Consider the following 14,279-nt stretch of genomic DNA (forward strand, 5'->3'; position numbering starts at 1 on the left):
GTACATAGATTTTTCTCCGTGTAACTCTGTGTCTTCTCCGTGTATCTCTGTGTTAAAGTATTTAATTATTACACAGAGTACCACAGAGTTTTTCACGGAGAGCCACAGAGAAATTAAAGATATCCCAAAGAACTTAGATTCGGTTGTGATTAAAGTTACAGGTTCTTGCAAAGAGAATATGTATATGGACTTTCGACTCTTGTCTACCTTAAATATCTATTTTACCCTGCTCTTTTTAACTTTTATCATTTCTTTTTCAATAATTCCCGACAATTTTTTATATTGCATTTTGAACCAGTTCATTAACACTATTTTTGCATCCATAATCGTCCTGAAATAGCTATCAAATATCAGGTTCATGAATTGGATTCAAACCTTTTAAAAGAACTATTTATGGGAATTTGTTCTGATACCTTTCAGTCATATAATTTATGCATTGCTACAGCTATCATTGAACCTTTTTATTCCTGATTTTTAAGGAAACTCAAGCATTCATAATTCCATTGATATTATGTTGTTAATCCATGAAGAGGAAAATAAAAATGAAATAACAGAGCCATTTAATTCATACAACCAGGCGTTTTCGAAATTATACCCAGGTTTGATGCCTTTCCAACCAGGGGAATGACTCTATTTACCCTGATTATAGTCTAATGTAAATTCAAATATTTTCATGATGTTATTGAGATTTTTAAAATATAACCACAATAAAGAAATGAAAAATAAAATTACAGCTAGTGGATGGCGGCTTTTACTATGTTTTTTACTGATGGAAGGTTTGTTGTCAATTCAAATTAAGGCTGAATTTAAAGTAGCCGGAGTATTTGGGAATAATGCCATATTACAGCAGGAAAGGCAGATTCCGGTATGGGGAAGTGCTACACCATGGGCTAAAGTCGAAGTTACATTTTCAAATATTTCCATACAGACCGTAGCCGATGCCGGTGGCAAATGGATAACCTACCTCCCGGCTATGAAAGCCGATGGAAAATCGTACCAGTTGAATGTCCGTTGTAATCAGGATAAAATAACTTTCAACAATATCATGTTGGGTGAAGTATGGCTTGCCTCAGGCCAATCCAACATGGAATTTAAGGTGGCCTCTTTGTTAAATAAGGAAGAAGAGGCAAAAGATGCAAATTATCCGGATATACGATTTAGAAAAGTGGATTATGTTACTTCCGTCATACCCTTCAGGGACATTCCCCAGGACAATTGGGTAATCTGTAGTCCTCAAACAGTAAAGGATTTTTCAGCTGTGGCTTATTTATACGCCAAAGAGCTGAATTTAAAAAAGGGGGTCCCTGTCGGAATAATTAGTTCTTCCTGGGGCGCAACCAGTATAGAAGCATGGATGAGTAGTGAAGTGCTTATGACCCTTCCTGATTTTAGGCAAAGGATCATAAAGATGGATCATAATTCAGAACATTGGAAAGCATTTGTTGCTAAAAATATTAAAGCCGAACACGACCGCGACAGCATGGCAAAAGCCGCCAATGTAGGCTTAAAATCACATGTAAATGGGTTAAACTATGATGATAGTTCCTGGAAACGGACATTATATCCCCTAGATATGGGGAAAATCGGATTGGGGGGCTTCTGGGGCATCGTTTGGTTCAGAAAGTCATTTGAATTTCCTTCTGAACTTCAGAAAAGCCATTTTTTCTTTTGCCTGAATTTGAAGGCAAAAGAAGTAAATTTATACCTGAACGGGATAGAAATAGGCCATACGATTAATCCTGACAAGGTTATGTTCTATGGGATTCCGGCCAAACTATTAAAATCAGGGAAAAATGTATTATCAATCAGAATGTATGTTACCTGGGGCACTGCAAATATTGGAACATCTGAAAACGATTCATACCTGGTTTCTTCGGACAAGAAAATAAAAATACCCTTGAATAATGAATGGCGGAGCAGCGGAATTATAGAACCGCCTGTGCCCCAGTGGCAAAATTACTATAATCAATTATCAGTTCAGTATAATGCAAGGATTGCCCCCTTAATCCCTTATGCTATCCGCGGAGTGATTTGGTATCAGGGTGAAAACAATGCCGGTAAAGCTAATCAATATCGAATCCTGTTTCCTTTAATGATACAGGATTGGCGGCTGCGTTGGAATGAAGGATATATGCCATTCTTATTCGTTCAGTTACCCAATTACATGGAAAGAAAAGCGGAACCTTCCGAAGAGTCGTGGGCTGAAATGAGAGAAGCACAGACTTTGGCATTGAATTGCCCGAATACAGGAATGGCTTGTACAATAGATATTGGAGAGGCCAACAACATTCATCCCAGGAATAAATCTGATGTCGGCCATAGGCTTTATCTGGCGGCATGTAATATTGCCTATCACGGGAATAACGTTTCTTCCGGACCCGTTTATGACTCAATGAAAATTGAAGGCAATAAGATAAGATTGAAATTTTCATCCTGTGGGAGTGGTTTGGAATCGAAAGACAATAAACTTTTAAAAGGCTTTGCCATTGCAGGCAGCGATCAGAAATTTTACTGGGGTTCTGCATTTATTGAAGGCAACGAGGTGGTTGTTTCATCCCTGAAGGTGAAATTACCGGTAGCTGTCAGATATGGATGGGCCAATAATCCGGATTGTAACCTAAATAACCGGGAAGGATTACCTGCCCCACCTTTCAGAACGGATACCTGGAAATTAAATAATCTATAAGTTTGTTAATTGAAAAATCACTTTAACAGTCAAGATTTTAGCCATTATATTTAATTAACAAAAAGGTACAGTATCCGTCATTACTCAGAAATCCTGCTTAAATTGTTTGCTGCCTGCTGCATCTTTGGTTTATTGCTGCGCCTCTAATTATTTGAAAGCATCTTAAACTGTTTTTTTTCATCCTTTACTTCAATTTTGTACCTTTAAAGTCAGAAAAATGATTTCAGATGTCTCAACTAAAAATATACAAAGCTTCTGCAGGTTCAGGAAAAACGTTTAGATTGACCGGCGAATACCTCAAATTATTATTTGAGAAAAATGGGGAATATTATTCCAACAACCGTTTCCAGCACATACTGGCAGTAACCTTCACCAATAAGGCGACTGCCGAAATGAAACGGAGAATTATTGAAGAACTTTCCCATCTGGCCAGGGGGGAGAAATCTCCTTATCTTGACGATCTGATCAGTCTTACCGGCGAAACTCCCGCTCATATTCAAAAAAAAGCGAACTTCATCCTCAATAGCATTCTGCATACTTATTCCAGATTTTCGGTAGGCACCATTGACAGCTTTTTTCAGAAGATTCTAAGGTCATTTATACGGGAACTGGGACTGCCTGCAGGTTTTGATATTGAACTTGACAGCCAGAAAGTGTTGGAGGAAAGTGTGGACAGACTTCTCTTTAACCTGGAGGAAAATAAGCAACTTAAAAATTGGCTGACGAATTTTGCGGAAGATAAAATTGAAGATGGCAGAAGCTGGAACTTTAGGAATGATTTACTTTCCTTGGGAAAAGAAGTATTTACAGAGGATTTTCAATCACTTGATAACGATACCCTAAGTAAGCTGAGCAATGAAGATGGCCAATTGCTAAGCCGTTATGTAGCTATGCTCCAAAAAGTAAGGCATGATTTTGAAAACGACCTGCAGCAAACAGGCAGTGAGGGCTTAAAAATAATAGCCGATGCCGGACTTAAGATAGAAGATTTTAAAGGAGGGACAAGAAGTTTTATTAAACACTTTCAATATCTGAAAGAGAAAAAGAAGTTTGAACCTACACCAACTACAATTAAATCTGCTGATGATCTGGAACAGTGGTATAAAAAGGATTCTCCCAAAAAGGATATAATTATCGGCGCTTATCATGCAGGTCTTGGTAAAAAACTTATTGATGCCATAAATTATTACAGGGAACATAATCCTTTTTATGTCTCTGCTCTGGAGATTTTGAAATTCATCCACACCCTGGGGATACTTTCTGATATAGACCGGGAAATGCACTCATATTGCAACGATCAGAATATTTTTATGCTGAATGAGGCGGCAGGATTACTTCGCAACATTATAGATGAAAGTGATACCCCTTTCCTATACGAAAAGACAGGAAGTTTTTATCAGCATTTTATGATTGATGAATTTCAGGATACTTCCAACATTCAGTGGGTAGACTTTAAACCGCTCATTGCCAATAGTCTGTCCGACGGGCACGATAATTTAGTGGTGGGTGACGTAAAACAGGCTATTTATCGCTGGCGAAACGGTGACTGGGAACTATTGGCCAACCAGATCAATGATGATTTTCCGCCACAGCAGATTATATCCCTGCCATTAAGTACCAACTGGCGCAGTCGCAGGAACATAGTCGGTTTCAATAATATCTGCTTCAAATATTCGGCCTCCATTCTAGAAGACCAATTTCAGGAACACTGCAATTCTTCTGACAATCACAAGGACGACCTTGTTCATTTTGAAGGTATGATTGGAAAAGCTTATTCAGACCTTGAGCAACAGGTTCCTTCGCGCGACAATCAAAATGGAGGATACGTAAATATTACTTTTTTAGAAGATTCTAAAGAAAACTCCTGGGAAGAAGAAGTGTTAAAACGCCTGCCAAAACTGATCGAACAACTTCAGGATCAGGGATACAATTTGAAAGATATTGCCATACTGGTAAGGAAAAAAGACGAAGGGCAAAAAGTTGTCAATACCCTGCTGGAATATAAGAATTCTGTTGATCTTCAGTCAAAATATAGATATGATGTCGTTTCTAATGAGTCTTTATTTCTGAAAAGCTCATCAGGAGTGAATCTTCTGGTTGCTGTGCTCAGATATTTCAATACTCCTGATGATTACCTGAATCGAGCCTTTCTACTGAATGAATATTGCAGTTATATAAAAGTAGGGGATATCTCTGATCATTCTGAAATTTTTAATGCATCAGAAAGGGAATCCATTCTGAAACAGACTCTTCCAGCTGAATTTTGGGCTGAAGAATTATCCCTCAGGCACAGGTCATTATTTGAGCAGGTTGAGCGAATTATTGCTTTGTTTAGATTAAATGAGCATACTGACGAACTTCCTTTCATCCAGGCATTTGAGGATGAAGTACTGAATTTTGTAAAGCGCTATTCTGGTAATGCTCATGCTTTTCTTGAATGGTGGGACGAAAATGCCGGTTCAAAAACTGTACCTGTTTCTGAAAACCAGGATGCAATCCGCATTTTAACTATCCATAAATCAAAAGGGCTTGAGTTTAAGGTTGTAATTGTTCCTTTTTGTAACTGGATGATTGACAATGACCCGAGAAAAACCAATATCATCTGGTGCCATCCTCATGCAGAGCCTTTTGATCAAATTCCCGTATTGCCTTTAAAGTATTCATCTAAGCTGGCTGAAAGTATTTTTTATAAGGATTATTTTGAAGAACAGATGCATGCTTACATAGATAATTTGAATCTGATGTATGTTGCGTTTACCCGTCCCGAAGATATGCTTTTTGTTTTCTCAAAGAAACCCAAGGAAAAAGATAAGGCTAAAGAAGATAAAACTGACGTGGATACCACGGGAAGTTTATTGTTTGAATCCTTTGGTGAAATTTCCGGTTCTGAAGGTCCGGATGCCAATATCCTAAAATGGAACGGGGAAACAGGTATTTTGGAGGCCGGCAGCTTCTTTTCAAAACCTGGAACAACAAATAAATCAGAGGAAGGACAACATAGCGATATCCTTCTAACGGCCTATCCTTCTGTTGAAATCAGCGGCAGACTTAAGTTAAAGCTACATTCTGACAGCTATTTTGAATGGAATGGAACGCAAAACACAAAAATCAACTATGGAAAGTTGATGCATGAAGTATTTCAGCATATTATCACCACAAAGGATATTGACAACACCTTGAAAAATATGGTGTTTGAGGGTAAACTTTCTGTAACTGAAAGCAATGGTTTGAAGATAAAAATCGATTCCCTTTTTACTGATCCATTGGTTAAAAGTTGGTTTGACGGACAATGGAAGGTAAAAACCGAAGCAGATATCTTATTGAAGAATGATGGATTTGATGAACAAGGGCCAATCCTGTGGAAAGAGCAAAAGAAAATGATTAGACGTCCCGACAGGGTTCTAATTAAAGACAAGGAGGCTGTTGTAATTGACTACAAATTCGGGGATTTGGAAAAAAGTTCATACCTCAATCAGATCAGGCAATATGCAGCTTACCTGGCCCAGATGGGATACAGTCCGGTAAAGGCATATATCTGGTACGTAAACAGGAATAAAGTTGTAGCCGCATGAAACACCCCTGGCAGCAAAATAAACGGTATAATTCCTATTCGGAATATCTAAAACAGACCTTTGGCGAGAAAATACAAAAATTGGCCGTAAATGCAGGTTTTACCTGCCCTAACCGAGATGGAACTGTCGGCCGGGGCGGTTGTTCCTATTGCAACAATGAAGCTTTCAATCCCTCCTATTGTGATCCCTCAAAGTCAGTAAACCAGCAAATTGAGGAAGGCAAAGCTTTTCACCTGAAAAGGAACCGCAGGGCTTCAAAATATCTGGCTTATTTTCAAGCTTATTCCAATACTTATGCACCTTTATCGAGGTTGAAAGGAATATACGACCAGGCAATGTCTGTTCCCGGTATTGTGGGCCTGGTGGTAGGTACCCGCCCTGATTGTGTTGACGCCGAAAAACTCGACTATTTTCAGAGGCTGGCGGAAAATAAATATGTCATGATTGAATATGGCATAGAATCGGGCTACGACAAAACCCTGCAAAGGATCAACCGCGGGCACAGCTTTGCCCAATCAGTCAAAGCCATTGAAGAAACTGCAAAAAGAGGGATTAAAACCGGCGCCCATCTGATTTTTGGCCTGCCTGGCGAAACTCGCGAAGAGATGTTGAATGAAGCAGCCCTTTTTTCTTCCCTTCCATTGGATATTATTAAATTTCACCAGTTGCAGATTGTCAAAAATACTGCAATGGCAATTGAATATGCCCAAAATCCCGGGATGTTCAACCTCTTCAGTCTGGATGATTATTTGGAATTTATGGTATCCTTTGTGGAACAACTTAATCCGGATATTGTGATAGAACGTATTGCCGGTGAGGTACCGCCCCGCTTTCTTGCCGTTCATCCCTGGAAAGGTGTTGTTTATGACCAGATTCTGCAACGCTTTGAATTACTTCTTGAAGAACACAACACCTGGCAAGGTAGATTAGTTCAATAATGTGAATCTGATTGAACAGGATGAATGCTGTCTTGAATTAAGATACCTTCCATAACTATCTGAATTATTGATCCCTTAACCTCAGAATAAACCACCCAAGTGAAAGAAAGAAAAAACAATGGTTTGAGATGGTTTGAAAATGTTTGTTGATTTCCATTTAAATATTCAGTTTGTTAAATTTCGTTAAATAAGAGATTTCTATAATTGATTGTTATAATTTCAAAAATATTTTAACGTTGTAACAATAAAAATTTCCTGTGGGGAAAAAAATCCCAAGGATTTTGTATGTTTTTTAAATTTAACAATGAACTATTTATAATCATTACCCATAAATTTAACTAAAAATGAACAGACTACTAATCTATTCTCTCATCATGGTTGCCATGTTTCCATTATGCAGCTGGATACTAAAGTATTTTTTTAAAAATTCTTTTTGTTACAGAATTGTAATTGTTTCAGTAGTTAATACCATTCTTATAGCCATTTCTGCCTTGCTGGCCGCCGAAGGAGTTTATCAATTATATTGGGCCATTCCTATTTGGATTGCCCTCCTCTGTATCAGCTGCTATTCCTTATTAAAAACGGTAAAGGATCCACTGGAAATCCTGGTTCAAAAAATTGAGCAACTGAGCAATGGGGATATAAGTGTGAATTTTGAAGTAAAACAGAATGACGAAATAGGAAGAATTGGAAAAGCGCTGCGCAATCATATAGCAAAACTCGACGAAGTGATTTTAAATATTCATGATACCACGGAAAGCATGGTAAATGCCAGCAGTGATCTAAGTAATAATTCCCAGCTCATGTCCCAGGGGGCTTCGGAGCAGGCATCCTCCACCGAAGAATTATCTTCTTCCATGGAAGAAATGTTGTCTAATATTCAGCAAAATACTGAAAATTCAAAAAGATCCGAAAAAATTGCCAGTTCCGTTGTGGAAGAGCTTAAATTAACCAGCCGGGCTTTTGAAGAAAGCTTGAAATCCATTAAAGAGATCTCAGAAAAAATCACCATCATCAACGATATTTCCTTTCAGACCAATATTCTTTCCCTCAATGCAGCAGTTGAAGCTGCCAGGGCCGGGGAACATGGAAAAGGATTTGCAGTAGTTGCCGGGGAAGTCAGAAAACTGGCGGAACACAGTAAAACAGCCGCTGACGAAATTCAAAAACTTTCCTCTGAAAGCATCAATAATACTGAGCATTTTACCAATTTATTCAATAAAATCATACCTGACATTTATGAAACCACAAAATTGGTTCAGGAAATAGCAACGGCCAGCGCCGAACAAAATGCAGGAAGCAACCAAATCAACAATGCCATTCAACAACTCAACCAGGTTACCCAGCAAAATGCAGCCTCTTCCGAAGAAATGGCAACTCATTCCGAACAAATGGAATCCCAAGCCAGACAATTGGAGGAAATGGTCTCATTCTTTAAATTAAAAAAAGGGAATAAACCTTTAGCCTTTTCTTCTCCATCTAAAAAAATGCCCAAAGTCTCCTATGAGAATTTAGTTAAAAAGAATAAACAAACGGTTGATACAACAATTTTTTCAAAGGAAAGAGAAAAATATAAAGACGTTAATATCAATCTTTCAAAAAATGACCATCTGGATAAAGATTATGAAAGGTTCTGAAATAAGCTAATTTTTAACAATGATTTACTGTTAATTAGGGAAAATTATATGTGGGATTTTCCCATGAGGCACACTAAAAAAAAGGCCGGAATTATCCGGCCCTAAAACACTAACCCAAATCATTAACTACCTGTAGAAACAAAATATATTGCTTTTCGCTTTTTTCTATTTTTTCAATATTCAAAGATATGCCTTATTTAGATTAATTTCAAATTAAAGCAGGGAGATTTTGATAGATTTTGATAAACATTTCTTTTAAGTAGACAAATGTAACTATTTGATTATCAATCAATTACAAGTATTTGATTTTTATATTTTTAGACTCTGCTCCCCCCTCATCCCAGGCAGGAAAGTACCAATTAAGGAGTACAAAAAAACGATAGAAATAGCAAAATCTATCGTTCCTTTTGTAGAATATTCATCTAAAAATTTAAAACGGTCAAAAAATCAATTGAATTGATGACCAATAAGATAATTTCTAACATAATCCGCAACCCCGTCTTCCAGCGAAGTAAAATCTGCGGTATACCCAATTGAGCGAAGCTTTTCCATTTTGGCTTCTGTAAAATACTGGTATTTGTCACGAATATCAAGAGGAGTATCAATATATTCAATATTTTCTTTTACATTCATCGCTGCAAAAGTGCTTTTCACCAGATCATTGAAAGTGCGTGCCTTGCCGGTACCCAAATTATACAGTCCAGAATCTTTACGATGGTTCATCAGGAAATAGAGTACATTAACCAAATCTTTCACATATACAAAATCCCTTTCCTGCTCCCCGTCTTTATAATCAGGGCGATGTGAACGGAACAACTTCATCTTTCCCGTTTCTTTGATCTGATTGTAAGCATGCATGATCACAGAGGCCATTCTCCCTTTGTGGTATTCATTAGGCCCGTAGACATTGAAAAATTTCAGGCCTGCCCAGAAATAGGGTTTTTGTTCCTGTTTCAATGCCCATTTATCAAATTCATTTTTAGATTCTCCATAAGGATTGAGCGGAACAAGCTTTTCAACGATCTCGTGACTGTCATTGTAGCCCCATTCTCCCCCACCGTAGGTTGCAGCAGAGGAAGCATATACCAATGGCAATCCATATTCCACGCAGGCATTCCACATTTGTTTGGTATAGTTCAAATTAAGCTTATCGAACACCTTTTTGTCGAATTCAGTAGTATCCGTACGGGCACCCAAATGGAAAATGAATTCAACAAATTTATTGTTTTCCTTAAGCCATTCGAAGAATTCATTTCTATCCACTTTTTCAGTGTATGTTTTATTTTGGTAATTGTCCAACTTGTTGGCTTTCGAAAAATCATCCACAAGGACAATATCTTTAAAACGTTCGTCATTAAGTTTACGAACCAAATTGCTGCCAATAAACCCTGCAGCTCCAGTAACGATAATCATAGCAATGAGTTTTGTACAAAAATAATCAAAATAGAAGTCTAAACCTTGCTAAAGAATCTAAATATTCCCAAGAAATTTAGATTCCAAAAAAAAGGCTGATTCACCTGGTTTTGAGCGAATTGATGGTTTCTATGCCCACCAGGGCATCATAAAATTGATTAAACGGATGATAATAGACCAACACACTGTAATCATTTTCAGTTTCATAATGATCGCCTTCAATATACCCCAGATCACATTGAGCAGAACCCTGGGGAACAAAAGCATATCCGTAATTGTAATAACCCTGCTTCAACAACATCTTTGCCTGGTATGAGCGGCTTGCTGCATCATAGGCCATTTCATTGTCCTTGTTGCAACTCCAATAGTTCAATGCCCCGAAAACATAGAATTTCCCATCAGCTAAAGCTTCTTCACAGGGCAAGCTGAAATGCACATAAACATAGTCGGCTTCGTTTTCAGCACTGTCCCTGTCGCTAACAGAAATTAAAAAACGGCCATTGATATCGTTGTCAAAAAAATAAAGTTTCTTCTGTTTAAGCTCTGAAGGATAAAGATAAAAATGATAATAAGGAGCTTCATAAGCAATCTTGTGTACATACTGAGATTGGTAATGAATGCTTTTCGTGTCAAAATGCCTGAATTCGCTGCCTCCGGCAAATATTATCCGGTCATCCCAGCTATATTCCAAATGATTGCTGCTAACATAGGAAGGTTTGATATCCCTTAACGCATTATCCCATCTGTTATTCTGAGTAACCAATATCTTCAGTTCATTTAAGGGATCACTTAGTGCAAGTCCCTGAGTTTCCAAAGAAAAATCAATTTTCTGCCCCGTATTATAAAATTTGCTCACAGAAGGCCGCTTTTCAGCAACATTGATTTTTATTTTCCGGTCTACTATCATAAAACGGCGGGTAAAAACAATACTACTCTGGTCGAAATTCTCGTAAACCTTTAAAATATAATTGCCCGATAAACGGGGTTTCATATTCTCTGTGGGAAAAACCAGATTATAATGGGTATAGTTAAAAGTTGTATTAAAGGAATGACTGTAATCTGAAATACGGTCCTCCGTAAAACCATCAATATATTCGGCCGGAGAAAGGCCTGATTCATTCCAGTTAGCGTCACAATGAACGATTGTAAAATAATAACTCTTTATATCACCGTCTAAATCATCGAAACTCAATTTTAGTTTGTCGTTGCTATTCAAATCTATCAGCGGATACGACATCTCCCAGCCACTCCGGTATAACAAAACGGTTTTAATGTTTGGTTTATAAACAGAATCCTGCATAAAACGAACATTCTGTTCAATCCTTACTGCAGCAACAGAAGGCCCCACAATCCCTGATAACAAAAAAAGACAGGCAATCCGGGTTTTAAATAATTTGATTCTCATCATTTATATCTTTCTTTGTGAATAATTTTAACCTTTAGCAAAGTAATCAAAGACAATTTTCAGAACTGACTCAGATTGAAAAAATAATATCATTAATTTGCAAGATTTACAAAAATGCAAATAAAACCTCATTTAATGCAGGAGTTAAAACAGAAAAAATCCCAACTCTTATTTTTAAAAATGAAACGCTGCAAATTCAAAATATTTCTGGTTTGTCTGATTGTTGTCAATACAATAACTGCTGCCTGTCAGCAAAAAAGTTACATCTTTCTGACCGGGCTGGCCCAGGGAACGACTTATCATATCACATATAAATCGGACAAAAATATAAATTACCACGTTGCAATTGATTCATTGTTATCTGATTTCGACAACTCCTTATCCATCTATAATCCAAACTCTATCATTTCAAGGATCAATAGGAATGATTCTGCAGCCAAAACGGATGAACATTTTAAGACTGCCTTTCTGAAATCACAGGAAGTATCTGAGCAAACCGGCGGTGCTTTCGACATTACCGTATCACCGTTGGTCAATGCCTGGGGTTTTGGTTTCTCCAAACAATCCGAAATTAATTCCCTTTTGATAGACAGTTTATTACGACTGGTAGGATATCAAAAAATAAAATTGGAAAATGACCGGGTAGTAAAAGCAGATTCCCGCATGATGATAGACATGAATGCCATTGCACAAGGATATGCAGTTGACCTGACCGCCCTTTTCCTCGAATCAAAAGGCATAAAAAATTATCTGGTTGAAATCGGGGGCGAAATCAGAACAAAAGGGAAAAATGCCAGAGGTAAAACCTGGACCGTCGGGATAGATAAACCTACAGACCAGAATGAAATACCAGGTCAGGATTTACAGTCTGTATTGGCATTAAAGGACAAATCAATTTCTACATCAGGCAATTATCGTGCCTTTTACAAAAAAGACGGGAAAAAATATGGACATATCATAGATCCCAGTACAGGATATCCGGTACAACACAATGTGCTGAGTGCGACAGTAATTTCAGATGACTGCATAACGGCTGATGCCTATGCAACAGTCTTTATTGTTAGCGGGCTTGAAAAAGCAAAAGAAATATTGAAGAAACATCCCGAGTTGGATGCATACCTGATATACACCAATGAAAAAGGGGAATATGAAGTTTATTGCACGGGCAGGATCAGGGAAATGTTGCAGTAATCAAGCAGCAGAAGGTCTTCGAACAGCTCCGACCTTCTGATACTTCAACCTAATTTCTGATACGCAAAAATTTCAGCAATTTTTGCCCTACACTTAAAGATTGTTTCTCTTCACCGTAATAGCCCTCCCCTCCATAGCCATAACTGTAACCATAGTCATATCCATAGTAATGATTGGAAGTTTGGGTATCATTGAGGATGAGGGCGAGATTTCGTAAATCCTGTTTCTTGTATAAATCATTGGCCAGATTCAATACCTCCTTACTTGAATAATCCTGACGTACGACAAAGACATTTAAATCGGCACAACGACCCAATAAAATTGCATCGGTCACAATGGCAATGGGAGGAGTATCGAAAACCACATAATCAAAATCATTCTGTGCTAAACGGATAAATTCCCTCATCTGCTCTGTTTCAATAAGTTCGGAGGGATTGGGAGGGATAGGCCCAGAAGTTGCAACAAACAAATTTTTAATATTCGTTCCCTTAATAATATCCTGATAATTACTCTGTTTGATCAGATACGTACTGATTCCAACCGTATTATTCAGATTAAAGATAGTATGAATCTTGGGCTTACGCAAATCGAAACTTGCCAATAAGGTTTTTTTATTTGACATGGCAATAATGGTAGCCAAGTTGGTGGCACCAAATGTTTTCCCCTCTCCGCTCAAAGTAGATGTCACAGAAATAATATGCTTATCACTGCCTGCAATCATATACTGCATGTTGGTCCTCAATGATCTGAACGATTCAGCAACCGAAGATTTGGGATTTTCAAAGACCGGCAATTCCGATTTGATGGTACTATGCCCAATGGAACCCAAAATAGGTATTTGTGTGGCCTTTTCAACATCTTTTTTGCTGCTGATCTTATTATTCAGAAAATCAAGCAAAAGAATAATGACCATAGGAATCATGGCCCCCAAAACAAAAGCAATCATATAATTAAGCGAAGTTTTAGGCTTAACCTGGATTGCATTTTCCGGACGGGCTATATCCAGTATCTTATTATCAGGGTTGTTGGAAGCTTTGGCAATACCTGTTTCTGCTCTCTTCTGAAGTAAATACGTGTAAATCTGATCATTCAGATTAAATTGACGCTGAAAATTAATCAACAGGCGCTGATTTACCGGCAAACGTTCCAGTTTTGTATTGGCATCGGCTATTCGGTTATCAACATCCTTTTGGGTAATAGATGCAGTTTTAATGTTATTGTTTACGCTTTCTATCAATGCACTTCTGGTGTTCTGAATTTCATTATTGGCCAGATTAAGAGCCGGGTTACTGGCTTTAGCACTGAATTCCAACACATTTTTCTGTTCGTAGAGTTCACGCAAATGCATTAACATTGAAGTAAGTACAGGATCATCAATGCCCATTGCAGAAGGAACAATCACATCTTTAAATTCCTTCTTTTGCTTGATATATTTCA

The 14,279-nt window shown here is 37.7% G+C and carries 8 protein-coding genes; 5 read left to right on the forward strand and 3 right to left on the reverse strand.

What is annotated here, in order from left to right; all coding sequences use genetic code 11:
* Positions 1 to 715 precede the first annotated feature (715 nt).
* The 4 genes from Q8907_05205 to Q8907_05220 all read left to right on the forward strand — a co-directional run bounded on the left by Q8907_05205 (position 716) and on the right by Q8907_05220 (position 8,833).
* Positions 716 to 2,686: a sialate O-acetylesterase gene (locus tag Q8907_05205; GenBank protein MDP4273661.1), complete on the forward strand. Its 1,971-nt coding sequence runs from the start codon at positions 716 to 718 to the stop codon at positions 2,684 to 2,686.
* Positions 2,687 to 2,913: 227 nt separating this feature from the next.
* Positions 2,914 to 6,258, forward strand: a complete 3,345-nt coding sequence (locus Q8907_05210) for a UvrD-helicase domain-containing protein (GenBank protein ID MDP4273662.1) — start codon at positions 2,914 to 2,916, stop codon at positions 6,256 to 6,258.
* Positions 6,255 to 7,196 carry a TIGR01212 family radical SAM protein gene (locus Q8907_05215; GenBank protein ID MDP4273663.1) on the forward strand — a complete coding sequence of 314 codons (942 nt, stop codon included), beginning with the start codon at positions 6,255 to 6,257 and terminating at the stop codon, positions 7,194 to 7,196. The genes Q8907_05210 and Q8907_05215 overlap by 4 nt, the downstream gene beginning before the upstream one ends.
* Positions 7,197 to 7,540: 344 nt before the next feature.
* Positions 7,541 to 8,833, forward strand: coding sequence for a HAMP domain-containing methyl-accepting chemotaxis protein (locus Q8907_05220; protein MDP4273664.1), 1,293 nt, complete (start codon positions 7,541 to 7,543; stop codon positions 8,831 to 8,833).
* Positions 8,834 to 9,280: 447 nt separating this feature from the next.
* Here Q8907_05220 and rfaD read toward each other — a convergent pair whose 3' ends face one another.
* Together rfaD and Q8907_05230 are read right to left on the reverse strand one after the other, a co-directional pair.
* Positions 9,281 to 10,246 carry an ADP-glyceromanno-heptose 6-epimerase gene (rfaD, locus tag Q8907_05225; GenBank protein ID MDP4273665.1) on the reverse strand — a complete coding sequence of 322 codons (966 nt, stop codon included), beginning with the start codon at positions 10,244 to 10,246 and terminating at the stop codon, positions 9,281 to 9,283.
* 100 nt (positions 10,247 to 10,346) lie between these two features.
* Complete coding sequence (locus Q8907_05230) at positions 10,347 to 11,654, reverse strand: DUF5103 domain-containing protein (protein MDP4273666.1); 1,308 nt, start codon at positions 11,652 to 11,654, stop codon at positions 10,347 to 10,349.
* A gap of 177 nt (positions 11,655 to 11,831) precedes the next feature.
* Here Q8907_05230 and Q8907_05235 point away from each other — a divergent pair, with 177 nt between their 5' ends.
* Complete coding sequence (locus Q8907_05235) at positions 11,832 to 12,842, forward strand: FAD:protein FMN transferase (protein ID MDP4273667.1); 1,011 nt, start codon at positions 11,832 to 11,834, stop codon at positions 12,840 to 12,842.
* Between the two features lie 49 nt (positions 12,843 to 12,891).
* Here Q8907_05235 and Q8907_05240 read toward each other — a convergent pair.
* Positions 12,892 to 14,279 (reverse strand): polysaccharide biosynthesis tyrosine autokinase (locus Q8907_05240; GenBank protein MDP4273668.1); only part of this gene is annotated, 1,388 nt, incomplete at its 5' end.

It is taken from the genome of Bacteroidota bacterium, assembly GCA_030706565.1.
Taxonomy (GTDB): domain Bacteria; phylum Bacteroidota; class Bacteroidia; order Bacteroidales; family JAUZOH01; genus JAUZOH01.

Coding starts and splice junctions, on each gene's coding strand:
- Q8907_05205 (MDP4273661.1), top strand. CDS start 716: ATGAAAAATAAAATTACAGCTAGTGGATGGCGGCTTTTACTATGTTTT.
- Q8907_05210 (MDP4273662.1), top strand. CDS start 2,914: ATGTCTCAACTAAAAATATACAAAGCTTCTGCAGGTTCAGGAAAAACG.
- Q8907_05215 (MDP4273663.1), top strand. CDS start 6,255: ATGAAACACCCCTGGCAGCAAAATAAACGGTATAATTCCTATTCGGAA.
- Q8907_05220 (MDP4273664.1), top strand. CDS start 7,541: ATGAACAGACTACTAATCTATTCTCTCATCATGGTTGCCATGTTTCCA.
- rfaD (MDP4273665.1), bottom strand. CDS start 10,246: ATGATTATCGTTACTGGAGCTGCAGGGTTTATTGGCAGCAATTTGGTT.
- Q8907_05230 (MDP4273666.1), bottom strand. CDS start 11,654: ATGATGAGAATCAAATTATTTAAAACCCGGATTGCCTGTCTTTTTTTG.
- Q8907_05235 (MDP4273667.1), top strand. CDS start 11,832: ATGAAACGCTGCAAATTCAAAATATTTCTGGTTTGTCTGATTGTTGTC.